Annotated in this window: 26 protein-coding genes and 1 other annotated feature; of the genes, 23 read left to right on the top strand and 3 right to left on the bottom strand. The window is 41.3% G+C overall.

Annotation, left to right across the window (positions count from 1 at the left end; all coding sequences use genetic code 11):
• Nucleotides 1-54 precede the first annotated feature (54 nt).
• The 12 genes from polA to MKY93_RS10670 all read left to right on the top strand — a co-directional run bounded on the left by polA (nucleotide 55) and on the right by MKY93_RS10670 (nucleotide 13,452).
• Nucleotides 55-2,679 carry a DNA polymerase I gene (gene polA / locus MKY93_RS10725; RefSeq protein WP_221836444.1) on the top strand — a complete coding sequence of 875 codons (2,625 nt, stop codon included), beginning with the start codon at nucleotides 55-57 and terminating at the stop codon, nucleotides 2,677-2,679.
• 10 nt (nucleotides 2,680-2,689) lie between these two features.
• The gene (mutM, locus tag MKY93_RS10720; protein WP_340759050.1) at nucleotides 2,690-3,562 is read left to right on the top strand and encodes a bifunctional DNA-formamidopyrimidine glycosylase/DNA-(apurinic or apyrimidinic site) lyase; all 873 of its coding nucleotides are present in this window, start codon (nucleotides 2,690-2,692) and stop codon (nucleotides 3,560-3,562) included.
• A 12-nt stretch (nucleotides 3,563-3,574) separates the two neighbouring features.
• Nucleotides 3,575-4,174, top strand: a complete 600-nt coding sequence (gene coaE / locus MKY93_RS10715; RefSeq protein WP_340759049.1) for a dephospho-CoA kinase — start codon at nucleotides 3,575-3,577, stop codon at nucleotides 4,172-4,174.
• A 188-nt stretch (nucleotides 4,175-4,362) separates the two neighbouring features.
• Nucleotides 4,363-5,385, top strand: coding sequence for a glyceraldehyde-3-phosphate dehydrogenase (locus tag MKY93_RS10710; protein ID WP_340759048.1), 1,023 nt, complete (start codon nucleotides 4,363-4,365; stop codon nucleotides 5,383-5,385).
• A 117-nt stretch (nucleotides 5,386-5,502) separates the two neighbouring features.
• On the top strand, nucleotides 5,503-5,970 hold the full coding sequence (gene nrdR, locus MKY93_RS10705; RefSeq protein WP_009497650.1) for a transcriptional regulator NrdR: 468 nt from the start codon (nucleotides 5,503-5,505) through the stop codon (nucleotides 5,968-5,970).
• Between the two features lie 33 nt (nucleotides 5,971-6,003).
• The gene (locus MKY93_RS10700; protein ID WP_340759047.1) at nucleotides 6,004-7,365 is read left to right on the top strand and encodes a replication initiation and membrane attachment family protein; all 1,362 of its coding nucleotides are present in this window, start codon (nucleotides 6,004-6,006) and stop codon (nucleotides 7,363-7,365) included.
• On the top strand, nucleotides 7,366-8,307 hold the full coding sequence (gene dnaI, locus MKY93_RS10695; RefSeq protein ID WP_340759046.1) for a primosomal protein DnaI: 942 nt from the start codon (nucleotides 7,366-7,368) through the stop codon (nucleotides 8,305-8,307).
• A gap of 187 nt (nucleotides 8,308-8,494) precedes the next feature.
• Nucleotides 8,495-8,721: a binding site (T-box leader), on the top strand.
• 47 nt (nucleotides 8,722-8,768) lie between these two features.
• Nucleotides 8,769-10,703, top strand: coding sequence for a threonine--tRNA ligase (gene thrS / locus MKY93_RS10690; protein WP_009497647.1), 1,935 nt, complete (start codon nucleotides 8,769-8,771; stop codon nucleotides 10,701-10,703).
• A 1,220-nt stretch (nucleotides 10,704-11,923) separates the two neighbouring features.
• Complete coding sequence (gene infC / locus MKY93_RS10685) at nucleotides 11,924-12,430, top strand: translation initiation factor IF-3 (protein WP_040759255.1); 507 nt, start codon at nucleotides 11,924-11,926, stop codon at nucleotides 12,428-12,430.
• A 26-nt stretch (nucleotides 12,431-12,456) separates the two neighbouring features.
• Nucleotides 12,457-12,657 (top strand): 50S ribosomal protein L35, encoded by a 201-nt coding sequence (gene rpmI, locus MKY93_RS10680; protein ID WP_009497645.1) that lies wholly within the window; start codon nucleotides 12,457-12,459, stop codon nucleotides 12,655-12,657.
• Nucleotides 12,658-12,725: 68 nt separating this feature from the next.
• Nucleotides 12,726-13,085, top strand: a complete 360-nt coding sequence (gene rplT / locus MKY93_RS10675; RefSeq protein ID WP_009497644.1) for a 50S ribosomal protein L20 — start codon at nucleotides 12,726-12,728, stop codon at nucleotides 13,083-13,085.
• Between the two features lie 76 nt (nucleotides 13,086-13,161).
• Entirely contained in the window at nucleotides 13,162-13,452 is a 291-nt protein-coding gene (locus MKY93_RS10670) for a DUF1294 domain-containing protein (RefSeq protein ID WP_246602670.1), read from the top strand.
• A gap of 37 nt (nucleotides 13,453-13,489) precedes the next feature.
• Here the strand turns inward: MKY93_RS10670 and MKY93_RS10665 are convergent, their stop codons facing one another.
• On the bottom strand, nucleotides 13,490-13,870 hold the full coding sequence (locus tag MKY93_RS10665) for a sigma-w pathway protein ysdB (protein ID WP_340759045.1): 381 nt from the start codon (nucleotides 13,868-13,870) through the stop codon (nucleotides 13,490-13,492).
• A gap of 94 nt (nucleotides 13,871-13,964) precedes the next feature.
• Between MKY93_RS10665 and MKY93_RS10660 the strand changes: the two genes are divergently transcribed.
• From MKY93_RS10660 to MKY93_RS10640, 5 genes are all read left to right on the top strand, one after another.
• A complete protein-coding gene (locus MKY93_RS10660; protein WP_040759253.1) occupies nucleotides 13,965-14,450 on the top strand; it encodes a dUTP diphosphatase in 486 nt (161 codons plus the stop codon).
• A gap of 114 nt (nucleotides 14,451-14,564) precedes the next feature.
• The gene (locus MKY93_RS10655) at nucleotides 14,565-15,083 is read left to right on the top strand and encodes a helix-turn-helix domain-containing protein (RefSeq protein ID WP_009497640.1); all 519 of its coding nucleotides are present in this window, start codon (nucleotides 14,565-14,567) and stop codon (nucleotides 15,081-15,083) included.
• A 124-nt stretch (nucleotides 15,084-15,207) separates the two neighbouring features.
• On the top strand, nucleotides 15,208-16,191 hold the full coding sequence (locus MKY93_RS10650; protein WP_340759044.1) for a zinc-binding dehydrogenase: 984 nt from the start codon (nucleotides 15,208-15,210) through the stop codon (nucleotides 16,189-16,191).
• Nucleotides 16,192-16,215: 24 nt separating this feature from the next.
• Nucleotides 16,216-17,904, top strand: a complete 1,689-nt coding sequence (locus tag MKY93_RS10645) for a formate--tetrahydrofolate ligase (protein WP_445683488.1) — start codon at nucleotides 16,216-16,218, stop codon at nucleotides 17,902-17,904.
• A gap of 173 nt (nucleotides 17,905-18,077) precedes the next feature.
• Nucleotides 18,078-19,556, top strand: a complete 1,479-nt coding sequence (locus MKY93_RS10640; protein WP_176132483.1) for a GGDEF domain-containing protein — start codon at nucleotides 18,078-18,080, stop codon at nucleotides 19,554-19,556.
• A 44-nt stretch (nucleotides 19,557-19,600) separates the two neighbouring features.
• Here MKY93_RS10640 and MKY93_RS10635 read toward each other — a convergent pair whose 3' ends face one another.
• Entirely contained in the window at nucleotides 19,601-21,292 is a 1,692-nt protein-coding gene (locus MKY93_RS10635) for a M3 family oligoendopeptidase (protein WP_340759043.1), read from the bottom strand.
• A gap of 209 nt (nucleotides 21,293-21,501) precedes the next feature.
• On the opposite strand from MKY93_RS10635, the gene MKY93_RS10630 reads away from it, so the two are divergent.
• The 4 genes from MKY93_RS10630 (at nucleotide 21,502) to MKY93_RS10615 (ending at nucleotide 23,964) form a co-directional block, all read left to right on the top strand.
• A complete protein-coding gene (locus MKY93_RS10630; RefSeq protein ID WP_009497635.1) occupies nucleotides 21,502-21,789 on the top strand; it encodes a DUF6509 family protein in 288 nt (95 codons plus the stop codon).
• Between the two features lie 107 nt (nucleotides 21,790-21,896).
• The gene (locus tag MKY93_RS10625) at nucleotides 21,897-22,880 is read left to right on the top strand and encodes an NAD(P)/FAD-dependent oxidoreductase (protein WP_340759042.1); all 984 of its coding nucleotides are present in this window, start codon (nucleotides 21,897-21,899) and stop codon (nucleotides 22,878-22,880) included.
• Nucleotides 22,881-23,023: 143 nt separating this feature from the next.
• The gene (locus tag MKY93_RS10620) at nucleotides 23,024-23,518 is read left to right on the top strand and encodes an LURP-one-related/scramblase family protein (RefSeq protein WP_340759041.1); all 495 of its coding nucleotides are present in this window, start codon (nucleotides 23,024-23,026) and stop codon (nucleotides 23,516-23,518) included.
• Between the two features lie 74 nt (nucleotides 23,519-23,592).
• Nucleotides 23,593-23,964 carry a DUF488 domain-containing protein gene (locus MKY93_RS10615; RefSeq protein WP_340759040.1) on the top strand — a complete coding sequence of 124 codons (372 nt, stop codon included), beginning with the start codon at nucleotides 23,593-23,595 and terminating at the stop codon, nucleotides 23,962-23,964.
• Nucleotides 23,965-24,038: 74 nt separating this feature from the next.
• On the opposite strand, the gene MKY93_RS10610 is transcribed toward MKY93_RS10615, so the two are convergent.
• Nucleotides 24,039-25,067 (bottom strand): NADP-dependent oxidoreductase, encoded by a 1,029-nt coding sequence (locus tag MKY93_RS10610; RefSeq protein WP_340759039.1) that lies wholly within the window; start codon nucleotides 25,065-25,067, stop codon nucleotides 24,039-24,041.
• 633 nt (nucleotides 25,068-25,700) lie between these two features.
• On the opposite strand from MKY93_RS10610, the gene MKY93_RS10605 reads away from it, so the two are divergent.
• Nucleotides 25,701-26,207: a hypothetical protein gene (locus MKY93_RS10605; protein ID WP_340759038.1), complete on the top strand. Its 507-nt coding sequence runs from the start codon at nucleotides 25,701-25,703 to the stop codon at nucleotides 26,205-26,207.
• Nucleotides 26,204-26,512 (top strand): AraC family transcriptional regulator, encoded by a 309-nt coding sequence (locus tag MKY93_RS10600; protein ID WP_340759037.1) that lies wholly within the window; start codon nucleotides 26,204-26,206, stop codon nucleotides 26,510-26,512. Before MKY93_RS10605 ends, MKY93_RS10600 begins: the two co-directional genes overlap by 4 nt.
• Nucleotides 26,513-26,543: the final 31 nt, after the last annotated feature.

The raw sequence follows: 26,543 nt of genomic DNA, 5'->3' as shown, positions 1-26,543 counted from the left end.
GCGCTTGCAGCTGGATGATTAATTGTGAAGATACTTAAAGGAGTGGGATAGATTTTGACGAAAAAGAAAATAGTCTTACTGGACGGCAACAGCTTGGCGTATCGAGCTTTTTTTGCTTTACCCTTACTGACGAATGATAAAGGGATCCACACGAATGCTGTATATGGCTTCACGATGATGCTCGAAACGATTCTGGACAATGAAAAGCCGACACATGTCTTGGTGGCCTGGGATGCGGGTAAAACAACGTTCCGGCACAGCACTTTTACAGAATATAAAGGAGGCCGACAAAAGACGCCGCCCGAGCTTTCCGAACAATTTCCCTATATCCGTAAATTGATTGAGGCATTTGGCATCGAGCAATATGAACTCGATCTTTATGAGGCGGATGACATCATTGGTACATTGAGCAGGGAGTGTAGTGAAGCGAAAGCAGAAGTGGTCATCATTTCTGGAGACAAGGACTTGACCCAACTGGCAAACGAACAGACAACGGTGTGTATTACGAGAAAAGGGATTACGGATCTTGAAAAATACACTCCTCAGCATATTGAAGAAAAATATGGCATTGAGCCATTGCAGATCATCGATATGAAAGGCTTGATGGGCGATGCGTCCGACAATATTCCAGGTGTTCCGGGAATTGGGGAGAAAACTGCGCTAAAGCTTTTGAAAGAGTATGGTTCAGTAGAGAATGTTTACCAATCAATCGATCAAATTACCGCCAAAAAAATGAAAGAAAACTTAGTGACGAATAAAGAGCAGGCGTTCATGAGTAAAGAATTGGCAACGATCGAAGTGCATGCGCCAATCGAAGTATCTTTAGCAGATCTAGATTTTGCAGGTCGAAATGAAGAGGAAGTCATCCAGCTTTACAAAGAGCTGCAATTTAATTCGCTTCTCGAAAAATTGGATGCGCCAGTTGAAGTGCAACACCTTGAAGAAATAGAAATTCAAACTGTCGATGAAGTGACTGCCGATATGTTGACGGATACAATGTCTATCCATGTGGAAATCGATGGAGACAATTATTTATCAGCGTCTATTTTAGGGATTGGCCTGTCGAATGAAACCAATACCTATTTCGTTCCGACTAATGTAGCGGCATCTTCGGCTGTGCTTAAAGAATGGCTGGAAGACCATGCGACATTGAAATATGCTTCTGATTCCAAGTCAGCCTATGCGGCGATAGCGAGGCTTGGCATGGAGCTGAACGGCACGGACTTTGATCTCATGCTGGCAGCATATATCGTTAATCCTTCTTTTTCGACAGGAGAAGTAGCAGAGATTGCGCGTTCATTCGGATACCACGGAGTTAAAAGCGATGAAGCGGTTTTTGGCAAAGGTGCAAAAAGATCACTTCCTGCTGCAGAACAACTTGCAGAGCATGTCGCAAGAAAAGCGCATGCTGTGTGGGAGCTGTACCCAGTCGTATCCAAGCAGTTGGAAGAAAATGAGCAACAAGAATTATTTCATGAGCTTGAACTGCCATTAGCGAAAATTCTAGGTAAGATGGAAGTGACTGGAGTTAAGACCGATTTGGACGTACTCCAAACAATTGGTCAACAATTGTCCGAACGCCTAGCATTGATTGAGAAGGACATCTATGAAATGGCGGGAGAGAAATTCAATATTAATTCGCCAAAGCAACTCGGTGTAATTCTTTTTGAGAAAATTGGCCTGACACCGATTAAGAAGACGAAAACAGGCTACTCGACAGCAGCCGATGTTTTGGAGAAGCTAGAGAATGAGCATGAAATCATTCAGCATATCCTACTGTATCGTCAGCTTGGTAAGTTGAATTCGACTTATATTGATGGACTTTCAAAAGAGATTCACGAAGATGGAAAAATTCATACGCGCTTCCAGCAAGCCCTGACGCAGACAGGTCGCTTAAGCTCAATCAATCCGAACTTGCAAAATATCCCGATTCGTTTGGAAGAAGGCCGCAAAATACGGGCAGCATTTATTCCTTCCGAACCTGAATGGATTATGTTTGCTGCAGACTATTCACAAATTGAGTTGCGTGTATTAGCTCATATCTCGCAGGATGAGAAATTGATCGAGGCCTTCAAGCAAGGCGCGGATATTCATACGAAAACTGCGATGGATGTATTCGGCGTAAGTGAAGAGGATGTCGACAGCAATATGCGCCGTGCAGCCAAAGCTGTCAACTTCGGAATTGTCTACGGCATAAGCGATTATGGATTGTCGCAAAGCTTGAATATTACGCGTAAAGAGGCAGGGGAATTTATCGATACGTATTTGGCTAGTTTCCCGGGTGTAAAACAATATATGGATGACAGTATTGCCGATGCCAAGCAAAAGGGATATGTGACGACTTTGCTTAATAGACGCCGATACTTGCCGGATATTACGAGCTCTAACTTTAATTTGCGCAGCTTTGCAGAACGGACTGCAATGAATACACCGATTCAAGGGACTGCGGCGGATATCATTAAAAAAGCGATGATTGATATGGACGCACGACTTGAAAAAGAACAATTGCAAACACGTATGCTGCTGCAAGTACATGATGAATTGATTTTTGAAGCCCCTGTGGAAGAATTAGAAAGACTAAAAGAAATCGTACCGGAAGTCATGGAACAAACACTTCAGCTTGATGTTCCATTAAAAGTCGATTGGAATCATGGCAAGTCCTGGTACGAAACGAAGTGAGAGGATATACATGCCGGAACTACCCGAAGTAGAAGGAGTGGTGCGAGATCTCGCGCCGCTTGTTGAAGGACGGACGATCAAAGGGCTTTCCGTGTCCGATACGGTCGTAACTTCAAAATCAGCTGGTAAAGAAACGATTATTAAAGGAAAAACTGTAGAGGACTTTCTTCAAGATATGGAACTTATGCACATTCAGAAGATCGTCCGGCGCAGTAAATATATTTATTTTCATCTGAAGAAGCAAGAGCAGTCGTATCTACTCGTCAGCCATTTAGGGATGACGGGTGCTTGGTTTGTCGTCGACTCTTTAAATGGAATTGCAGAAGAGAAGTTTCGTAAACATGCTCATATCTTTTTGGAGATGGAAGATGGCAGTTTACTTATTTATTCGGATATCCGCAGATTCGGAGAGATGCGTCTTTTACAATCAGAAGAAGATTTTCCGCCTCTCCTAGATATGGCACCAGAGCCATTTTCAGAGGAAGCGCTAGATCATTTTCTCGAAATGGCGGAATCCACAAAATATAAAAGTAAAGCGATCAAAGAAGTGATCATGGATGGCAAAGTGATCTCAGGCTGTGGCAATATTTATGCAACAGAAGCATTGTTTCATATGAATATTCATCCAGCGCGAGCCGCGGAAAGAATTAGCAGAAAACGCAAAATTCTGCTGTTCAATGAAATTGTCCGCGTGCTGCAAGAGAGCATAGATGCAGGGGGCAGCACGATTTCGGATTATCGTTCTGTCAACGGCAATGCGGGAACAATGCAAAATCGATTGCATATGTACGGAAAGAAAGTGTGCAGTACGTGCGAAACGCCTACGAAAAGCAAGCAGATTGCCGGAAGGACTTCCGTCTATTGTCCTGCTTGTCAAAAATGAGGAGTGATAGAAGTGATCATTGGATTGACAGGTAGTATCGCCAGCGGCAAAAGCACAGTGGCCAACATGCTGCGTGAAAAAGGTTACCCTATTGTCGACGCAGACGTCATCGCCCGCCAAGTAGTTGAACCAGGAAGTCCTCTTTTGAATGAAATTCAACATGCATTTGGCAGTGATGTTATTCAAAAAGACGGATCACTCAATCGCGAACAACTAGGTGCACTAATTTTTCATGATGAAAATAAACGCGTCCAATTAAACGAACTCATGCACCCGGCAATTAGAGGGGAAATGGTAAGCCAGAAGGAACAATATCTGCAGCAAGGCTATCAAACTGTCATTATGGACATCCCATTGCTTTTTGAAAGCAAATTGCATTCCTATGTAGAAAAGATTCTAGTCGTCTCTGTCACTAAAGAACTGCAAAAACAGCGTCTAATCGCACGTAATGAATTGTCAGAACAAGAGGCAGATGCACGAATCGCCTCCCAGCTTGACATGGACATCAAAGAATCAAGTGCTGACGCAGTCATCCATAATAATGGCACGATAGAAGAAACTGAAAAACAGTTAGAAAAGATACTAGCTGACTGGCAAGCGACGCCTTTATAAGGAGTACCCGACGGTACCGCATAATATCCGTAGTTCGTTCGTGTTTGTAAGTAGTATTTCTTTCGTATATTTAGAAAATTTATTTTTTAAAATAAACATCTAATAGTGTTGGCTAAATCGTAATATGTGTTATACTAATTAACGATAAAAGATAATAAGTATAACATACATGCAGGAGGATCCCTTTCATGACTACTACAATTGCAATTAACGGACTCGGCCGTATTGGACGGATGGTATTCCGTCAAATCATCAAGGAAGAAGATGTTAATTTAGTTGCCGTAAACGCGACATATCCAGCAGAAACGATTGCTCACCTATTAAAATATGATTCCACTCACGGTGTGTTTGACGGTGACATTCAAACTGAAGAAAATGCCATCATTGTAGACGGCAAACGTGTACAACTCATTTCTGAACGCGACCCATCAAAGCTGCCGTGGAAAGAACTCGGCGTAGACATCGTGATCGAATCAACAGGTGTATTTAATTCGCGTGAAAAAGCAGCACTTCACTTAGGGTCTGGAGCAAAGAAAGTAATCTTGACGGCTCCTGGTAAAAATGAAGATGTCACAGTAGTACTTGGTGTTAACGATGACAAATTGGACGTTGAAAAACACAGCGTTATTTCGAATGCCAGCTGTACGACCAACTGTTTGGCGCCAGTAGCAAAAGTATTGAACGATGAATTCGGTATTGTGAATGGCTTAATGACAACGGTACATGCTTACACGAATGACCAGAAAAATTTGGATAATCCACATAAAGATTTACGTCGTGCTCGCTCTTGCGGCGAGTCAATTATCCCAACTTCAACTGGAGCAGCGAAAGCATTATCTTTAGTCCTTCCTGAACTTGAAGGGAAAATTCATGGCTTGGCATTACGTATTCCAACACCGAACGTATCACTTGTAGACTTAGTTGTAGACGTAGAAAAAGATGTGACTGTTGAAGAAGTGAATAATGCATTTCTAAAAGCAGCAAATGGACCATTGAAAGGTATCATGCGTTTCACGACGGAACCGCTTGTTTCTATCGACTTCAACACGACAACAGAATCTGCAACGATTGACGGTCTTTCCACGATGGTAATGGGGGATCGTAAGATAAAAGTACTTGCTTGGTATGACAATGAGTGGGGCTATTCAGCACGCGTAGTCCAATTAACTAAAAAAGTAGCAGCTGCTTTGGACAATAAAGTAATTTCATAATGGCAGAGCGAACACTTCACCATAATCGGTGAAGTGTTTTTCATTACCCTTCTGTTGTTGTACCGGCAGTTTCTGTTATAATGAAAGGTACCAATTAAAAATGCGGAGGAACCGACTATGTTATGTCCAGCTTGCCATTACAATGGAACACGCGTTATCGATTCGCGTCCGGCAGAAGAAAATCGCTCAATTCGTAGAAGACGTGAATGCGAAAAATGTAGTTATCGTTTCACGACTTTTGAAAAAGTAGAACATACCCCGCTCATTGTCGTCAAAAAAGACGCAACGCGCGAGGAGTTCAGCAGTGAAAAATTGCTTAGAGGTTTAATTCGTGCCTGTGAAAAGCGAGCCGTCCCTATAGAAAAATTGAAAGGTATTGTTATCTCGATTGAAAAAGAGCTGCGAAGTGCAGGGATCGTAGAAATAGACTCCGATCAAGTAGGTGAAATGGTGATGGAACGGTTGATTGACGTAGACGAAGTTGCATACGTCCGCTTCGCTTCTGTTTATCGGCAATACAAAGATATCACCGTGTTCATAGATGAATTACAGCATTTACAAAGCAGGAAAGACCAACAAGAGTAAATTGTTTAACCAGAGGAGGAGGAGATTGTCATAATGCTTTATACAGAACTACAGCCTGTCGATTCCTTCCAAGTAAAACTAGCGCATCCTTTTTCCGTTTATGACCGGCAGATGATCACTTTGTTTTATCAGCCACTCATCGGTTCAGAGGCTGTCAGTTTGTTTTTGACACTTTGGACGGATGCTGAAAATATGGAGGCCCAAGAGCATACTCATTACTATTTAATGAATATCTTATCATTCCCACTTCAAAGAATTTTTGAAGCGAGAATTTCATTAGAGGCGATTGGATTGCTTCGGACTTATAAAAAAACAGTTGAGATGGAGAACCGCTCTTTTCTATACGAGTTACTGCCGCCGCTAGATGCGCCTTCTTTCTTTCACGATCCGTTATTATCCACTTTTTTATTCAGTAAAATAGGTGAACAGCCATATCGCCAACTACGCAGCCGGTTTCTTCAAGAATCAATCAATGAAGAAATGTATCAAGACATTTCCCGTACTTTTTTAGATGTATTTCAGCCTGCAAGAGGGGATCAGGCTATGGAGTTAACATATGGCTTGGAGTTTCAAGGGAAAACAGTTGCCCCTGGAATCCCTTTTTATATGTCAGATTTCAACTTCGAGTTATTTTATAGCGGACTGTCTGAACAAATGATTCCGAAGTCTTCACTTCGCAGTATTTCCCAGGAAATGATAGCAAAACTTTCTTTTTTATATACATTGACGCCTTTGGATATGCAAAAAGTTGTGATGATTGCAATGGACGAAAACCATCAAGTTACAGAGGAGCGGGCGCGAAAAGCCGCCGCTGAATTTTATAAGATGAACCGCTCGAAAGTGCCGCCTCGTTTAAAGAAAGCATTCGCTTTACCGGTAAATGATGAGCCAATGCCAGAAGACTTGAGTCGGGAAGAAGAGTTGGTTTATTATTTAGAAAATATTTCTACAATTGATATGCTAAGGCAGATTACTGACAAAGAACCATTATCAGTCGATATTAATTTAGCAGAAGAACTTATTCTGACTCACGAGTTTCCAATTGGTGTTGTAAATGCGTTGTTCCAATACATCATGTTGCGTAACGATATGAAAATTACGAAAGGCTTTGCAGAACGCATTGCCTCTCATTGGGCAAGTAAAAAAGTAGAGGATGTCAAGACAGCGCTTGAGCTTGCACGAAAAGAACATGATAAATATATGAAGTGGCTAAAAGAAGGAAAACAGCCGAATACAGGTACACGAAAACCAATTCGAGAAGAGAAAGTGCCTGAATGGTTTACCAAACGTACCAATAAATCGAAAAAAGCAGAAACGCCTTCTGATTTTAACGTAGAGGAAGAACGACGGAAATTAATGAAGGAACTGGGGATTCAAGAAACAGAGGTGAAATAATTGGAACGAATCGGAGATGCTATGAAGCGGGTGGTCAATGCTCCTTCATTGGCTGCAAAATACGAGGAACTTCGGCAAGAAGTGCTAGAAGACATTGCTGTCCAGCAATTCATCAGTGAACATTCAGACGAAATCAATACAGAAGTAGTGAATCGCAGTTTAGGGAAACTGTATGAGTTCTCAACCGCCTCGCATGCTTGTGAACGCTGTCCAAACCTAGAAGGCTGCGTCAATGTCATGAAAGGATTCGAACCCAAACTGGTAATCGCACAGCGTCTCATCGACCTGGACTACGTCGTCTGTCCGACCAAGCAACTTGACGATGAACGTCGAAATGTATCGAAAATGGTCAATAGCATGTATATGCCAAAAGATGTGATGGAAGCTCGACTGTCAAATGTCGATTTTAAAACTGAAGACAGCCGTGTCCAAATCATGCGGGTTGCGAAGAATTTTTTGAACACGATTGACTCCACAGGTGAGATTCCTGAACGCGGTTTGTATTTGTATGGAGATTATGGAGTTGGGAAGTCCTTCATATTAGGCGCTTTGGCGAATGAACTGGCAACACGTAAAATTCAAACAGTCGTTGTATACGTCCCAGAGTTTTTACGTGAAATGAAGCAATCTATCCAAAACCAGACATTGGATGAAAAAGTGGAATTCGTCAAAAAAGCTCCGATATTAATGTTGGATGATATCGGTGCTGAAACGATGTCAAGCTGGACCAGAGATGAAGTGCTCGGTACCATCTTGCAATATCGAATGGCCGAAAAATTGCCTGTCTTCTTCACATCCAATTTCGATTACGATGTGCTCGAACATCATTTGACCACATCTCAGCGCGGTGAAAAGGAACCGATGAAAGCAGGCCGGCTCATGGAAAGAATTCGCATGGTCAGCACTCCGCTCAAACTGGGCGGTAAAAACTGGCGGGATTGATGTTATATAATGTTTTTTATTAAGGCTTAAAGCGTCCCGTCTGCAGCATAAATCTCGTGTCGCCGCTAAACTTTACTTATGCCATTTCATCGGATTTTGGTTATGAAATTAAGGAAATAAGAAAATAAACTTGCAATTCCGCTCAGACTTTTTTATACTATTACTCAGTTCAATATAAATAATTTGTCAAAATGCATCGAAGAGGACAACAGTTACTTTTTCACCTTTCAGAGAGTAGGGGCATGGCTGAAACCCTTGCAGGCAGGAAAAATAATTTACCACCTCCAAGCAGCATCAGTGAATATAGTAGCTGATGACGGTAACGGCCCGTTAGCCGATCGAAAGCTTCATCTATTCGCAAATGCGAACAGAAGGAAGAAGGGTGGAACCACGAGCTCAAGCCTCGTCCCTTTAGGGATGAGGCTTTTTTGTGTTCAAAAAAAGAAAGGGAGTATGGCAAAATGGCAGAAAACATTCATTTAACATTTCCGGATGGAGCAGTAAAGGAATTTGAAAATGGTACAACAACAGAAGATGTTGCGGGGTCTATCAGTCCTGGATTGCGAAAAAGTGCATTGGCAGGGAAAATTGGAGATCAGCTAATCGATTTGAAAACTCCGATCCATGAAGATGGGGAAATCAGTATCGTGACACCAACTTCAGACGAAGCATTGGAAATCTTACGTCATAGTACTGCTCACCTTTTAGCACAAGCTGTCAAACGTAAGTTTCCTGACGCGAAGCTTGGAATCGGTCCGGTTATTGAAAACGGATTTTACTATGATATCGATTCACCGACGCCGATCACAGCAGAGGATCTACCAGAATTAGAAAAAGAAATGAAACGGATCATTGGTGAAAATCTTCCTATTGTGCGTCATGATGTTTCACGAGAAGAAGCAGAAAAACGTTTCAAAGAAATTGATGATGAATATAAATTGGAACTTCTTGAAGCAATTCCCGAGGGTGAACAAGTCTCAATCTATGAACAAGGCGAGTTTTTCGACCTTTGCCGTGGAATTCACGTACCGTCTACCGGTAAACTAAAAGAGTTCAAATTGCTCAGCATTGCGGGCGCTTATTGGAGAGGGAACTCTGACAATAAAATGCTTCAACGTATTTACGGAACAGCTTTCTTCAAAAAAGATGAACTGAAAGAGCATTTGCGTTTATTGGAAGAAGCGAAAGAGCGTGACCACCGTAAAATCGGTAAAGAACTGAACCTTTTTACGAACTCTCAAAAAGTAGGACAAGGTTTGCCGCTATGGCTGCCAAAAGGCGCTACAATTCGTCGAGTCATCGAACGGTATATTGTAGATAAAGAGGAAAGACTGGGTTACGATCACGTCTATACACCTGTTTTGGGAAGTGTAGATTTATACAAGACATCCGGACACTGGGACCACTATCAAGACAGCATCTTCCCGGTGATGGAAATGGATAATGAAAGCCTGATCCTGCGCCCGATGAACTGTCCTCATCATATGATGGTCTATAAGAATGGTATTCACTCTTACAGGAACTTACCTGTTCGAATTGCTGAACTTGGAACAATGCATCGTTATGAAATGTCTGGGGCACTTTCCGGTTTGCAAAGGGTACGCGGAATGACGTTAAACGATGCGCATATCTTTGTTCGTCCTGATCAAATTAAAGAAGAATTGAAAAATGTAATTTTATTAATTATCGAAGTGTATAAAGACTTTAATATTAAAGATTATACGTTCCGTCTGTCATATCGTGATCCCGCGGATACAAAGAAATACTTTGATGATGATGAAATGTGGGAACGCGCACAGTCCATGCTGAAAGAAGCAATGGATGAGTTAGAGCTTCCTTATACAGAAGAAGAAGGCGAAGCCGCATTCTATGGTCCGAAACTGGATGTTCAAGTGAAAACAGCTATCGGCATGGAAGAAACACTTTCTACGGCACAACTCGATTTCCTTCAGCCTGAACGCTTCGACTTAACGTACATTGGCGAAGACGGGAAACAACATCGTCCAGTCGTCATCCACCGTGGTGTCGTATCCACAATGGAACGTTTCGTTGCATTCTTAATTGAAGAGTATAAAGGAGCCTTCCCAACTTGGCTTGCACCTGTTCAAGTAGAAGTGATCCCGGTCTCGCCTGAAGTGCATTTCGACTATGCAAATCAAGTGAAAGAGCAATTGACAGCAGCTGGATTCCGCGTCGATGTAGACAGCCGTGATGAGAAGATCGGTTACAAAATCCGTGAAGCGCAAGTTCAAAAAGTACCTTATATGCTCGTCCTTGGAGATAAAGAGGTCGAGTCCGGTGAGGTCAATGTCCGGAAGTATGGTGAACAAAAATCCGAAAGCATGTCTTTCGAAGCGTTCTTGGAATTGATTCAGGAAGACGTGAAGAAAGACTAAATCTTTTTAGGGGTTTGCTTTCTCTAACTGGACAATTAGTTTTGTGCCGTCGTTCGACTTATAGTGTGTCCGGGACGAAGTACATGTTGTGCTTTGGCATGGGGGATTGCCTCCCGCTAAGAGCCAACTAGCAAAGGACGCTAGCTGTCTCTTGGCTTCGGCCGACCCCGCAGTTGCGGCTTTGCTGGTGTGATGAAGCTAATAAGTGTATTGTTTAAAACTAAGAAAGCTCCGGCACCTGGTTTAGTAGTCAGAAGCCCATGAGCGAAAATATATACCCGGGGCTTTCACTTACTCAACGAAGGCGCCTTACAAGCGGTAGGCGGAGTGATGAGACAGACAGGCGCTTTTCCTGACTGGCTCGTCGCGGGAGCCATCCGCAAGCGCCGAAGTAGTTTCAATGACGTTACTCATTTTTTGTTCCGTTGCTCGAATACCAGTGTGTCCTAGACAGAGTACATGTTGTGCTTTGGCACCGCTACGCCGCTGGGGAATTGCCTCCCGCCAAGAGCCAACTAGCAAAAAGCGCTAGCTGTCTCCTGGCTTCGGCTGACCCCGCAGTTGCGGCTTCGCTAGTGTGGTAAAACTAGTGAGAAAAGTGTTTAAAGTTGGGGAAACTTCGGCAACCGATTTAGTAGTCAGAAGCCAATGTGCAAAAATATATACCTAGGGCCTTCACTCACTAAACGAAGGCGCCTTACCAGCGGTAGGCGGAGTGATGGGACAGACAGGTGCACTTCCTGACTGGCTCATCGCGGGAGCCATCCGCAAGCGCCGAAGTGATTTCAATAACGTTACTTATTTTTGCTGTTTTTTGCTTAAGAAAATAATAGTTGCCAAATATTCACGAGTGAGCTATACTATGAAAGTTGAATTCTTTTGAATCTAAAATGTGCATTCGATAACAAGTTTCAAACCTAGTTGTTGACACGTTATCCAAAACATGATAAAGTAAATAAGGTTAAATGAATACAGTTTGTGGTATAAGAAGAGGCTACCCGCTTCTCACCTGATCGACGCAATAAAGTTGTTGACAGGTTGGCACATGAGTGAATTTCTATGCATGCATTGCATAGATTACTTACGCGGGTAGACAAATAACATTTGTCTACTTTTTTTATTTCGTAAAATGAATGGACCTGTGGGATCGGATTATTCGACATACCCAATACGTGTATTCACGAGACAACATTCGGAGGTGGATTACTATTAGCAAAGACATGTACGTAAATGACGGTATCCGAGCACGTGAACTACGCTTAATTGATCACAATGGTGAGCAACTCGGTATCAAAACACGTAATGAAGCTTTGGATATTGCTGCTCGAGTGAACCTGGACCTTGTTCTTGTCGCTCCACAAGCGAAGCCCCCAGTAGCTCGTGTTATGGACTATGGAAAGTTCAAGTTCGAACAGCAAAAGAAAGAGCGTGAAGTTCGTAAAAATCAAAAGATCATCAATTTGAAAGAAGTTCGGCTAAGCCCGACAATTGATGAGCATGATTTCCAAACGAAACTTCGTAACGGAATCAAGTTCCTCGAAAATGGGGACAAGGTAAAAGCTTCGATTCGTTTCCGTGGCCGTGCGATCACGCACAAAGAAATTGGCCAACGTGTGCTCGATCGCTTTGCAGAAGCTTGCAAAGAAGTCGCAACTGTTGAAGTAAAACCAAAAATGGAAGGCCGGAGCATGTTCTTAATACTTGCACCGCTTGCCGAAAAAAAGTAACACGAACAATTTAGGAGGAACAGAACATGCCAAAAATGAAAACTCACCGCGGTTCCGCGAAACGTTTCAAAAAAACTGGATCTGGTAAATTAAAACGCGGCCGTGCGTATACAAGTCACCTTTTTGCAAACAAGTCAACGAAGGCAAAACGTCACCTTCGTAAATCTGCACTAGTTTCTTCAGGCGATTACAAGCGAATTCGTGAAATGCTAACAAACATGAAGTAATACAGGTAGAACTCGCTGGATGAATTCTAACAACACACACTTACAGGATAAGCAGGAGGTAATGCACTATGCCACGCGTAAAAGGTGGAACAGTCACGCGCAAGCGTCATAAACGAGTATTGAAATTAGCAAAAGGCTACTTTGGTTCAAAACATAGACTTTATAAGGTTGCTAACCAACAGGTAATGAAATCTTATAACTATGCATACCGTGACCGTCGTCAAAAGAAACGTGACTTCCGTAAACTATGGATCACACGTATCAATGCGGCTGCACGTATGAATGGCCTTTCATACAGCACATTAATGCACGGCTTGAAAGTAGCTGGCATCGATGTTAACCGTAAAATGCTTGCAGATCTTGCTGTTACAGATGCACAAGCATTTGCACAGCTTGCAGAAACTGCAAAAAAATCGGTTGCAAAATAAGATGAACTAAAAGCCGCTTTCGTTTTCATTCTTATATGGAAACGGAGCGGTTTTTCTATGTGAAGGAGTGGGTAAGTTGGCACAAACCCTGATGATTTATATGGCAATCCTTTCTATATGGGCATTTGCAGCTATGGGATTTGATAAAAAACAAGCACAAAAGAAAAAAAAGCGTATTCCAGAAAGGAATCTTTGGTTACTCGCACTACTAGGCGGCGGTGTCGGTGCCTACTTCGGCATGCAAATATTTCGTCATAAAACGAGAAAGACTGCTTTTCGAATCGGTTTTTTGTTATTCGCAATGTTAGACGTTGTAATCCTGCTTGCCGCGTCAGGTGTTAAATTGCCGACTTCTATTACCTTTTAAAAAAGGAATAGCCCATATGCGCTATTCCTTTAAAGAATTATGATTTCATTAACTGCTCGATAGGATTCTTCCAATTGATCTCGGCGTGTGGATAATTAGTTTTGACCTCGGATTCTAAAAAATAGAAGTCCTCCTTTGACATCCCTTGCAGTTTAGACTCGTCCTTTACCCAGATGAAAATGGATATGACATCGAATGAATCTGTTGTCGTGCCTAAATACTTCTCGCCTTCAAATAATGCACCTTTATACGTGATGAAGAAATTTTTTCGGATATTTTTCACATCATCATAAAAATAGTATTGCTCTTTTTCATGCGCTTCATCCAGTTTCCGCTTAGCATCCGTCAAATAGCGAATACCTACATAAAATAAGTAAATGACAAGAGCTATAATGAACACGCGAATCAATAAAACCATGAAATCAACTCCTGAACACTATATAATACTTTACTATACGGATGAACAGGATATAAGGTTTCATTCTACAGCAAACTTTCGGGGGGATTTTGAAATGAAATTACACCAATTATTCGAAATGCAGAAAGCATTGGATGCATACATACAAGCAAACCACCAACAAGCCGAAACATTCAATGAAAGAGGATTGGCGTTATTGGTGGAATTGTCGGAGTTAGCGAATGAAACGAGATGTTTTAAATTTTGGAGCACGAAAGGTCCTTCCGCGGATGAAGTCGTTCTTGAAGAGTACGTGGACTCTATTCACTTCCTTCTTTCGTTAGGAATTGAAAAAGGGTTTGACGACTTGGATGAATGGCCTACGAGTGATGAACTAGAACGGGATCTAACTCAATTATTTTTACAAACAGGACAGTCCATCTACAAGTTTTTGGATGACTTGACGTTTGACAATTACAAAGATGTTTGGATGCGGTATGGGGCATTGGCCAAAACATTGGGCTTTACAGAACAGCAGATCATTCAAGCTTATATTGACAAAAATGAAGAAAATTATGCACGTCAAAGAAATGGCTATTGAGCTCTACTGCTATGTATTTGATATATCGCGGTTCAGATGATACGATTCTTTCGAGCCTTATATGAATTTCATATAAAATCAATTGACAAAAAGACCTTTTTATCAATAAAATAAATGAGTAGAGCTCAAATGGGGGGTATTTCGTTGAACGAATGGAGTAAAGATGACTTTGGATTGCGTTTGAAAGCACTTAGAGAGCGACGAGGGCTTTCGATGATGGCATTTGGTGCCGCAATCGGAACATCTGCTAGTCGAATAAAAGATTGGGAGCGCGGGAAAAATGCCCCATCCGCTGCCTGGATTGCCAAAATTTCAGAACGTTTTTCGGTGTCTACAGATGAATTGATCATGGGTGAAGTAACCTTTACTCCTTATATAAAAACGACAGGAAACACCGTCGAATCGCTGTATGATCGACTTCGCGAAACAATGAATGCAGAATCCTCTGGAAAATGGCCATCCGAAAGCGATGAGATGTATGCGGAAATCGATTCAACTAATAAAGAACGATACCGCAGTGGGAAAGGCCGACGCTTAGCCGAAAAAGAATTAATGGAACTGGTTATCAGACTGCCTAAAAAAGATGTACTTGAACTATTAGAATTAGCTAAATATAAAAGACGTAACATCTAACACAATGACTCGATTGTTCATTGTGTTTTTTTGTGTCTGAAATATGGAATAGAGTGAAGTATATGAAAACATTTAATAATACGTTATGATAGAAGCGTATATAAATGTGGGAAGGATGAGTTGAATGAAAGCTTTTGTACATGAGAATGGCAAATTGCAGTTTACTAATATCGCAGAACCTATGGCAAGTAAAGGAGAAGTGGTAGTCGCATTGAAAACTGCTGGTCTGAACCGCCGCGACACGAAAATTCCAATTCGGCGGGGAGATGCCAAAGAACCTCTAGTGCTAGGTTCTGATGGGGCGGGTATCATTGAGTCAATAGGTGAAGGTGTAACAAATTGGAGTGTCGGCGATAAAGTAATCATCAACCCATCGCTTCGTTGGTTTGAAAAAAGTGATGCGCCTTCAAAGGAGTTCGATATTCTAGGTATGCCGGATCACGGTACATTTGCTGAAAAAATTTGTCTTCCAGCAGACCAGTTAGAAAAGAAACCTTCTTATTTAACTTGGGAGGAGTCTGCTGTTATCGCACTTGCCGGCTTGACAGGTTACCGCGCACTGGTGACGAAAGGACAAATACAAAAGGGACAGACCGTATTTATTCCTGGCGCGGGTAGCGGCGTCGCAACATTTTTAATTCAGTTCGCTAAGAAGCTTGGAGCGCGTGTAATTGTCTCTTCTCGAAGCGAAGAGAAAAGACGTCAGGCAACTGAAATAGGTGCAGATCTGGCGATTAATACAAATAGTGACTGGCAAGCTGAACTGCAAGATGAATGTGTGGATTTAGTAATAGAAAGTGTGGGAAGAGCGACATTTAATCGTTCCCTTGATGTCTTGAAACAAGGCGGCCGGATCGTTGTATTCGGAGCTACGACAGAGGATACAGTCGATCTTAATTTGCGGGAGTTCTTTTATGGTCAGTACACATTGCTTGGAACGACGATGGGCAGTCGTGAGGAATTACGTAAGATGTTATCATTTATTGAAGCGCATCAAATTCATCCAGTTATTGATTCAGTTCTTCCGCTCGCAGAAACAAATGATGCATTTGCCAAGCTAGACGACAGTGTACAATTCGGTAAAATCGTTTTACAAATTATGCAATGAGACTATCCGAGAAATAGAAAGGCAGTGGGGGCAGTGGCGGAACAGGTGAAAACGCTGACGGATTTAGAAATTGCTTCAAAAGCAAAAATGCAGCCAATTGAAAAAATAGCGGAAAAAGCAGGAATACCTATAGATGCTCTTGAGTTATATGGGAAGTTCAAAGCGAAAATCAATGTGGATTTAATACCAAAAGAAACAAATCAAGCAAAGGTGGTCTTAGTCACAGCCACGAGTCCTACGCCGGCAGGAGAAGGGAAATCGACAGTGACGGTTGGTCTTGGTGATGCGCTTTCCCGCTTAGGTAAGAAAACGATGGTTGCTTTACGTGAACCTTCATTAGGTCCTGTAATGGGTGTCAAAGGAGGTGCCACTGGTGGCGGCTTCTCACAAGTAGTGCCGATGGAAGACATCAACCTTCATTTTACGGGAGATCTTCATGCAATCACAACTGTGAATAATGCACTGAGTGCGATGATTGATAATCATCTGCATCAAGGAAATTTGTTAAATATTGATCCGCGTCGTATAACATGGAAACGTGTTATGGATATGAATGACCGGGCTCTTCGCCATATAACTATTGGACTCGGCGGACCCGCTCAAGGAGTACCACGGGAAGAAGGGTTTGATATTACGGTTGCTTCTGAAATTATGGCTGTGTTCTGTTTGGCGACAGATTTGTCAGATCTCAAGGAGAGATTGGCACAGATTGTCATTGGCTACACGTATGAAAAAGAAGCTATAACAGTAAGGGACTTAGGGGTAGAAGGCGCACTTACTTTATTATTGAAAGATGCATTTAAACCCAATCTTGTCCAAACGATAGAAGGTACGCCAGCATTGATTCATGGAGGCCCTTTTGCAAATATTGCACACGGTTGTAATTCATTAATCGCGACAAACACTGCCCGTAATCTTGCAGACTTTGTGGTGACGGAAGCAGGGTTCGGTTCGGACTTAGGTGCGGAGAAGTTCATGGATATCAAAGCGCGGAAAGGGAATTTTCAGCCGGATGCAGTAGTCTTGGTGACGACAATCCGTGCGTTAAAAATGCAAGGCGGCGTAGCCAAGCAGGAATTGAAATCGGAAAATAGTTCTGCGGTTGAGCTAGGTTTAGTCAACTTAGAGAAGCATGTGGAAACGATTCGTGCATTCGGTGTTCAGCCAGTTGTTGCGTTGAATCATTTCATTGGAGATTCTGAAAGCGAACTTCAAAAAGTTCAACAATGGTGCAAGACAAATGCCGTAAAGATAGCTTTAACTAATGTCTGGCAAGACGGCGGGGCTGGTGGAGAGGAATTAGCGAAAGAAGTTCTCAAAGCATTAGATGAGCCAAATGAATTTGCCCCGATTTATGATGTGGAACAATCGGTCGAAGAGAAGGTGACCGCAATCGTCCAGAAAGTATATGGAGGATTAGGTGTTTTATTTACCGACCAAGCACTAAAAGATTTGGCTGAAATTCAGAAAAACGGCTGGGATTTACTGCCTGTCTGCATGGCGAAGACACAGTATTCCTTTTCGGATGATCCCAAAAAACTTGGTCGGCCTACTGATTTCATGATCACAATACGCAGTATTTTGCCGAAGCTTGGTGCTGGATTCCTCGTTTGTTTAACAGGTGACATCATGACAATGCCTGGTCTTCCAAAACAGCCAGCTGCGCTGAAAATGGATATAGATGAAGATGGCAAGGCAAAAGGCTTAATGTGAACATACTTAGAATGCAAGGAGTCTAATTAGGCTCTTTGCTCTTTTTTTTGTAAAGTAATGCATGTATTGTGACAAAAGACTGAAAAAAACCAAAATAAGGTCCCAATGGACTATTTTAATGATATAATATTTATAGAAGTTTATAACTATTGTTGAGGATGAGAGGTGATGGATTGGATAAGAATTTTCGCGGGAAATTAACAGTCATCCTCTTTTCATTCATGCTGTTTCTTTCACTCATTATCGTTGTGGCCGATTATCAGAAGCTGAAAAAGAATGTGCAAGCAAATCTGGAGACGAAAATTCAGAAGGCGGAAGATGAAATTATCACAAGTCTTTCCACTATTGATAAAGTCTATAACATACTAGACGTGGATCGTGCTGCGAATATGGAAGCGTATTCACTTAAACTGCTGGATCTGTATGAAGAAAATTCGGATTTTTCAACGTGGGATCTTGAGGCAATGGAAAAAGAAAGTGGAATGGATATTTTTATTATTAATTCTTCAAATGAAGTGATTGAGAGCAGTTACATAGAAGATATCGGTCTCAACTTTAATGAATGCTGCAAAAACTTTAGTACGTTATTGACAGAACGGCGTAAGCTTGGAGTTTTTTCTCATGATGCTCTGGATATTCAACAAAAAACAGGCGAATTCAAGAAATTTAGCTATATGCCGACTCCCGATGGAAAATTCTTAATTGAGCTGGCATATTACTTAGAGGATAAACTGGAATTCCAAGAATTTAATTTCAATGATACCACGGAGCGGTTGGAGCAGGAAAATGAGCAAATTAAATCGATCAACGTCTACACATCTTTCGGTTTACTGTTAGGTGACAGGAGAACGGATAGGGATGTAAGGGTGGCTGCATCTCGTGAAGAAGTCTTCAAAGAAGCTTTTAAGAAGTTCGAGAAAAGAGAACTAACTGTCGAGGAAAATGGGCAGACGTTAACTTATCGTTACATACCCTATAAAGCAGAGAAAGCGAAAGGACTTTCAACTAACCGTGTAGTGGAAATAGCATACTATGACGTCCCTTTCGCCAGTGTACTCGCATCATACAGAAATCAATTTATCTTTCAAATTATCGCGATTACAATCATTACCATTATTCTCTCGATTGTACTAGCTCGAATGATTTCAAGACCAGTATATTTAGCCTTCCATGATGTGTTGACTGGATTAAAGAATCGCGCAGCGTTCGAAGATACGGCTGTAGAATGGTTACGCCAAAAAAAGGGACCTTTGCAATTTATGATTATCGATTTGGATAACTTTAAATTGGTGAATGATTCACTTGGCCACGGAGAAGGAGACAAGATTCTAATTCAAGCTGCAGAAATTATTGGAAAAGAAAGTGGGAAAGATCACTTGGCAGCTCGGATTGGCGGCGACGAATTTGTCGTACTGTTTTCTCGGCTAACAGAAGAGCAAGTGAGGGAGCGAGCGGAAAATATGTTAAAGACAATGCGTCAATCCTTTAGTTACTTGCAAAAAGAAGAAATACCCTTGTCAATCAGTATTGGGATTGCAATCGCTGATGAGAAAGATACCATGCATACCCTCTATCATAAAGCGGACCTCGCTTTATACCAATCAAAGAAAAAAGGAAAGGATCAGTATTCGCTATATAATTCCGCAGAATAATCAAAACCGGTCATCTCAAAGTGGGATGACCGGTTTGATTGGAATCAATTAAGATCGTTTACAGCTAACCAATTTCTGATTGAATCGGCAATAGATTGTACGGTGTCTTCTTCAAATGGAGACTGCAAGTGTGCTTCTTTGATGAGCTCCAAAAAGGATTTTGAACCACCAAGTTGGCAAAGATGTACATAATCTTTCCACGCAGAATCGAAATCTTCGATGGAACGTTGCCAGAATTGAAATGCGCAGATTTGAGCAAGCGTATAATCGATATAATAAAACGGCACTTCATAAATATGACCTTGTCGCTGCCAGAAGCCTCCTTGTTCTAAATACGGATGTCCATCATAGTCACGAGTCGGTAAATAGATATTTTCTAACTCTTTCCACACGGATTTTCGTTCACCAGGCGTCAGATCAGGCTGATCATAGATCCGGTGCTGAAATTCATCCACAGCTACTCCGTATGGTAAAAATAAGACACCTTCAAGTAAATGGGTATAACGATAGAGGTCGGCGTCCTTTTCAAAGAAAAGATCCATCCAAAACCAAGTGAAAAACTCCATACTCATCGAATGTATCTCAGCGCCTTCACTCGTGGGCCAAATATATTCGGGGATTCCAATATTTCGACTGGAATAAACTTGGAATGCATGGCCTGCTTCATGAGTTAAGACGTCGATATCACCGGAAGTACCATTGAAGTTGGAAAAGATAAAAGGAGAGTCGTAGTTATCGATGAAGGTACAATAGCCGCCGGCCTCTTTTCCTTTCTTCGCCACAAGATCCAGCAGATTTTTTCGTTTCATATAATCAAAAAAGCGTCCTGTCTCGCGAGAAAGTTCTTGATACATCTTTTGCCCATTTTCAATAATCCACTCCGGCGATCCGCTTGGCTGCGGATTGCCTTCAGGAAAGTGTAACGGTTCATCATAGAACTTTAATTTAGGTACATGGATTCGATTTGCTTGCCCATGACGAATTTCTGCAGCTAAGGGAACAATTGCCTCTCTAATTTGCTTTCTGAAACCTTCTACCATCTTTGCATCGTAGCCTATCCGATCCATCCGGACGTAACCAAGCTCTGTGAAATTCTTGTAACCAAGCGTCGTTGCTATTTTATGACGCACTGCAACGAGCTGATCGAAAAGGTCATCGAATTGATCCGCATGTGCAGCGAAGAAATCGGCTGACGCCTGCATAGCGTCTTTTCTTATCGAACGGTCGAGCGACTCTTTATAAGGTCCGAGCTGAGCGAGAGTTAACGTCTCGCCTTGAAATTCTATTTGCGCTGAAGCGACAAGCTTCGCGTACTCAGAGATCAGTTTATTTTCTTGTTGCAAGAAAGGCTGTACCTCATCGGAGTATGAGCGGATTGCATTTTCTGCTAAAGCGAACAATTGGGGTCCCCATTTAGCCTCGAGATCTCCACGGAATGGTGTAGTGAGCAATGCTTTATAATACTCGCTCTGCAACGCTTGGAATTGAGGTCCGATTTCATCAAAAACATCTCGCTCTTGCTGATAAAAAGAGTCGTTCGTATCGATGGAAGAGCGAATATACATGATGTTTTCCTGTGTACTATAGTTCCTTGTGATCGTATTAATCTGCTCAATAATGGCGGATTGATCTTCGAATGAAGAGGCTTGTTGAAAATTTTCAAGAAGTGCATGGAATTGCTTCGAAAGTTCATTCATGTCTGGTCGGGTATACTTATAATCTTCAAAGGTAAGCATATAATTCCTCCTAATTCGTCTTAACGCAGTCTATCCATTCATTTTCGAGCAACTATTCATGAAAAGCAAACTTTTTATCAGAATTCATGGTCTTAAATTGCCCCCTACATGTAAAATGATGTAGGATAGAGGAAGCACTAAAGTGAACAGCGCTGAAATGCCCCAAGTGGTTGGCGATACTTTAAAGAGCGGGAAGAAGGAGAAGTTGTATGAACATAGTAAACGGCAAGGTAGAAGAATTGGTGGATCCGACAGGCATTATAGAAGGACAGAGGTTTGAGTTCCTTTTGACGGTCAAATTGGATGAAGAAGATGAGCTATACAATGAGAATGGCACGGGACTGCGTATTCTATATTCTGTAAAAGACGATCAACGCAAAATGTTAACATATCAATTTTATGAACTGGCTACCGAAATTCCATTTGACGTAGAATGGGACGAAGAAGAACAAGCAGCAGCAGAACAGTATTGCCTGGCTCATTTTCCTGAAATGTAAAACAAAATAGATGTAACTCTTTAAGAAATAGTAGATAATATAGTAGGAATACGTGTTGTAGATCTCAAGAGTATTATACTAAAGAATTGTTTATAGGAGTGTTTTTCATGAATCAAGAAATAGTAGATATTACGATTATCGGCGGAGGACCGACTGGATTGTTTTCATCGTTCTATGCAGGTATGCGTGAAATGTCTGTGAAAATTATCGATAGCCTGCCGCAGCTGGGCGGACAATTGATCGAGCTATATCCTGATAAATATATTTACGACGTCGGCGGCTTCCCTAAAATCTTGGCAAAGGATTTAGTGGCGAACTTAGTCACACAAGCGCATCATGCGAATCCGGAAGTTTTATTAGGTGAGGCTGCATTGTCTGTAGAGAAAAAAGACGATCATTTTGTTCTGACTACAGATAAAGGACAGCATCTGACACGTACGATTTTATTAACTGCCGGAATCGGTGCATTCCAACCGCGTAAAATCGGTTTGAAGGAAGAAGCTCTTTTTGAAGGCAAAACATTGCACTACGGCATTAAGGACCTTTCCATGTTCAAGGACCAGAACATCCTTGTATGTGGGGGAGGAGACTCTGCACTTGACTGGGCGTTGATGCTGGAAAATATCGCAAGCCAAGTCACGCTCGTTCACCGAAGAGAGCGATTTACGGCGCATGAAACAAGTGTTAATCAGCTGCGCAATTCAACGGTGAATGTTTTGACATCCCATACGGTAAGTGAAATTCATGGTGATGGCGATAAAATCGAGAAGTTGACCTTAACAGAAAAAGGCGGCGACACGAAAGAATTCGAAGTGGATCATGTGGTCGTCAACTATGGTAATATTTCTTCACTTGGGCCATTGAAGGAGTGGGGCTTGGAGATGGAGCGCAACTCGATCGTAGTCAACTCTCGAATGGAAACAAATATTGAAGGTATCTATGCAGCCGGAGATGTTACAACGTATGACGGCAAAGTGAAATTGATTGCTGTCGGTATGGGTGAAGCACCAGTTGCTATCAGCCACGCGAAAGCTTTTATCGATCCGAAAGCTAAGCTGCAGCCATTACACAGTACTAGTGTATTTGGTTGATCTGAAAATAAAATTCATACCCTATAGGAAGCCTCAACCGGGCTTTCTATAGGGTATTTTATTGTTCGTGCATAGATTCAAATGAAACTTTTTTTGAAAAATTTGCGTATGTGAAGGTGCATTTAAATAGGAGGGAGAGTTAAATGAAACAACTATACATTAAACAAAAGGTGTTCAGTATGAGCGGCAAGTTTACAGTAAAGGATCAGACCGAGAAAGATGTCTATTATGTAGAAGGCAGTTTTATGAAGGTCCCTAAGACTTATTCAATCAAAAATTCTGAAATGAATGAGGTAGCACTGATTACGAAAAAAACATTCAGTTTCATGCCGACTTTTTTTGTTGAGACTGAGAATCGAGAAATGGTAACGATCAAGAAGCAATTCACATTCTTGAAAGCAAAATATACTATTGATGCGGCAGGACTTGAAGTGCGGGGAAACTGGTGGGATATGAATTTTGAGGTTTTGCAAAATGGGGAAGTTATTGGTGCTGTAGATAAGGAATGGTTCACGTGGGGGGATAGCTATCAAATAGAAATTATGAAGGAAGAAATGGAAATCCTACTCGTTGGTCTTGTCATAGCTATTGATTGTGCTAAAGCTGATCAGGCAGCTGCTTCCAGTGGGAGTGTTTGAGTTCAAGGTTTTCTTCATACTCAGATGTTGCATTTCCGGACCACCATGGAAATTGGAAAATGGGAGGAGAAAATATGTCTGTTCAGATAAAACGAGTATATGATAAGGCTGAAAAAGCGGATGGGATACGGGTTTTGGTAGATCGTCTATGGCCGCGGGGAGTCAGCAAAGAGGATGCTAAGCTGGATGACTGGTTAAAAGAAGTGGGACCGAGCAAAGAACTTCGTGAGTGGTTTGGCCATGATCCTGAAAAGTTTGATGAATTCAAAAGGAAATACAAAGAAGAGTTGAAAAATAATAAAGTCCAAACAGAAGAATTGAACAAATTGATCAACTGGAGCAAGGAGCATGATGAACAATTGACGCTTGTATTTGGGTCGAAGGATGAAAAACATAACCAGGCAATCGTTCTTAAAGAACTATTGGACCACCAATGTAATGCATGAAAAATACGTTAAAAGCAGTCTGAATACCCTGCTTGGAGAAAACTCCATACAGGGTATTCGTTAACCATATAGTATTAAAGCTTTGTTATTTCAGGATCTGCAACTTTTACAAGTTGTTTCCCAAGGTTTGTTCCTTCGAAAAGACCTAAGAACGCATTTGGGATATTTTTAAAACCCTCAACGATCGTTTCGTTATATTTCAATTTTCCTTCCGCAAGCCATTTACCTAAATCAGCAGCAGCAGTTCCAAAGTCTGCTGAATAATCCCCGACAGTGAACCCTTTCATTAATGCACTTGTTTTGATCATAGCTGATTGAAGGCGAGGGCCGACGTCCTGACCTTCTTTATTATAAGACGAAATCGCTCCGCATAAAGGGATACGCGCATGTTTATTCAACAAACGAAATACCACGTCTGTTACTTCGCCGCCTACATTATCAAAATAAATATCTACGCCATCGGAAGCAGCATTTTCCAAGTCTTGTTGAAAACTGTCATTTTTATAATTCACTGCCTCGTCGAAACCAAGTTCACTTTTCAGATAATCAACCTTCTCATCCGAACCTGCGATCCCCACTACTTTGGCTCCTTTCATTTTGGCGATTTGACCAACGATGGAACCAACTGCTCCTGCAGCACCTGACACAACAACGGTTTCACCTTTTTGCGGCTTTCCGATATCTAATAATCCAAAATACGCTGTAAGGCCAGGCATGCCAAGGATTCCCAAATGTGTAGTGATTGGGGCAATGGATGGATCTATTTTTCGTATATCTTTCTCCATTGCTGCAGTGTACTCCGCCCAGTTTAGATTGCCTACAACAACATCACCTGGTTGGAAAGCATCTGAATTCGACTTCGACACTTCACCTACCACACCGCCAACAATCACCTCACCGAGCTTAAAAGGCGGGATATACGATTTTGCATCTTGCATCCGTCCCCGCATGTATGGATCTACCGATACATATAAAGTTCGGATCAGTATTTCTTTATCTTTAAGTGTAGGAATAGGACGCTCTACAAAATTAAAGTCTTCCATAGTAGGCAAACCAGTTGGACGTTTTGCTAAGTAAATTTCTTGTTGTGCTGCTTGAGTCATTAATAAGTCCTCCCATTATGTTCGGTTATAGGTATTAAACATACTATACCCTGTTAATAAACTTACTAATAGTAAGTTTATATTCAACCTTACTATTAGTAAGTATTCATGTCAATTATAAGGCAGTTTTCTGTGAATATCGCCTGTAAGTTAGCAGTTGAAATACAGGGAGGTGCTTCATTTGATTAACTAACAGGAAAATTGGGGAGCCAGAAGAGAAATATTAAGCCGAAATACTGCTAATCGTATTCTTGTTGTCTGCATTCATAGTGTATAAGATATTTTTTAATCTACTGATTTTTAATAAGAAAATAAGGAGCCATCCGAGTCATTTTCACCTGACTTTACGGATGGCTTTTGTTTTTTTATGTTTATTAAAATAAATGGACTTTTTACATACGATGGATTAAATAATACAAAAACTCTTCTTGTTATTCCATTTACATTAATTCGAAATTTGTTATCATATTAATTGATAATGATTATCAGTATCAAGTGAGTGGGAGGAATTAACATTACAATGATAATAACATTCGTTTAGAAGATAGAGTAATAGTATAAAAAATTGAAAAGGGACGAGATCAATAACTTACATCCTATATGAATTCGTCCTTTCTAATAAGAAGGGGTTAGATGATAAATTCTGAACATTTGGTAGCACTATATGGAACTGCTCCGCTCACATTTTTAGATATTGTTACTCAAAAAATGACGGAGAAAGATTCAATTCGATCCTTTACTTCGAATGTCGGAGCAGGGGGACTGCTATTTCCTATAGAAGGATCAGCTGTTTTTGCGATTGAAAATGTAGAGTATATGTTGGAGAGAGGGAAAATCTTGCATGTAGGACCCGGTTTAGCGATAGAAAGCCAAATAACAAGCGATCGTCCTTTTGAGTATGCAGTAATTCACTTCAAACTTTTATGCGACAAATCAGACCAATTCCCACTTTTTTATAAACATTTCCTGCTCCAGACGAGTGAAAGTATAAAACTAGCTAAGAAAGTTCAACAACTTCAGCAAAACTTTTTGATTCCAGGGGCTTTGTCCTATTTACAGTCTAAAGTGTTGTTTTTGAAGATCTTAGAAGAGCTCATCATAATAAGTGAAAAAAACGCTCAGACAGGATCGACGATATGAGTGCCATCATCGAATATATGCATCAGTTTTATGAGCAGGGGATCAGCGTATTGGATATTGCAAATCATTTCAATACAGAGAGAAGAAAGCTGTCGTCCTTATTTTTCAAACAAATAGGGGTGAGTCCCACAAGTTATTTAACAGATTTGAGAATTCAACAAGCAAAATTATTATTGCGTACCTCTGATTTGCCAATAGCTGAAGTTGCTGAGAATACGGGCTATAAAGACCATTTTTATTTCAGTAGAGTCTTTAAAAAAGAGACGGGTTTTTCACCAACTGGTTATAGAAAGCAAATGGGTTGAGGATGAATTTCACAATATTAATGATAATTAT

The organism is Sporosarcina sp. FSL W7-1283, assembly GCF_038003105.1.
Classification (GTDB): Bacteria; Bacillota; Bacilli; order Bacillales_A; family Planococcaceae; genus Sporosarcina; species Sporosarcina newyorkensis.
This window is presented reverse-complemented; position numbering and strand designations above follow the sequence as displayed.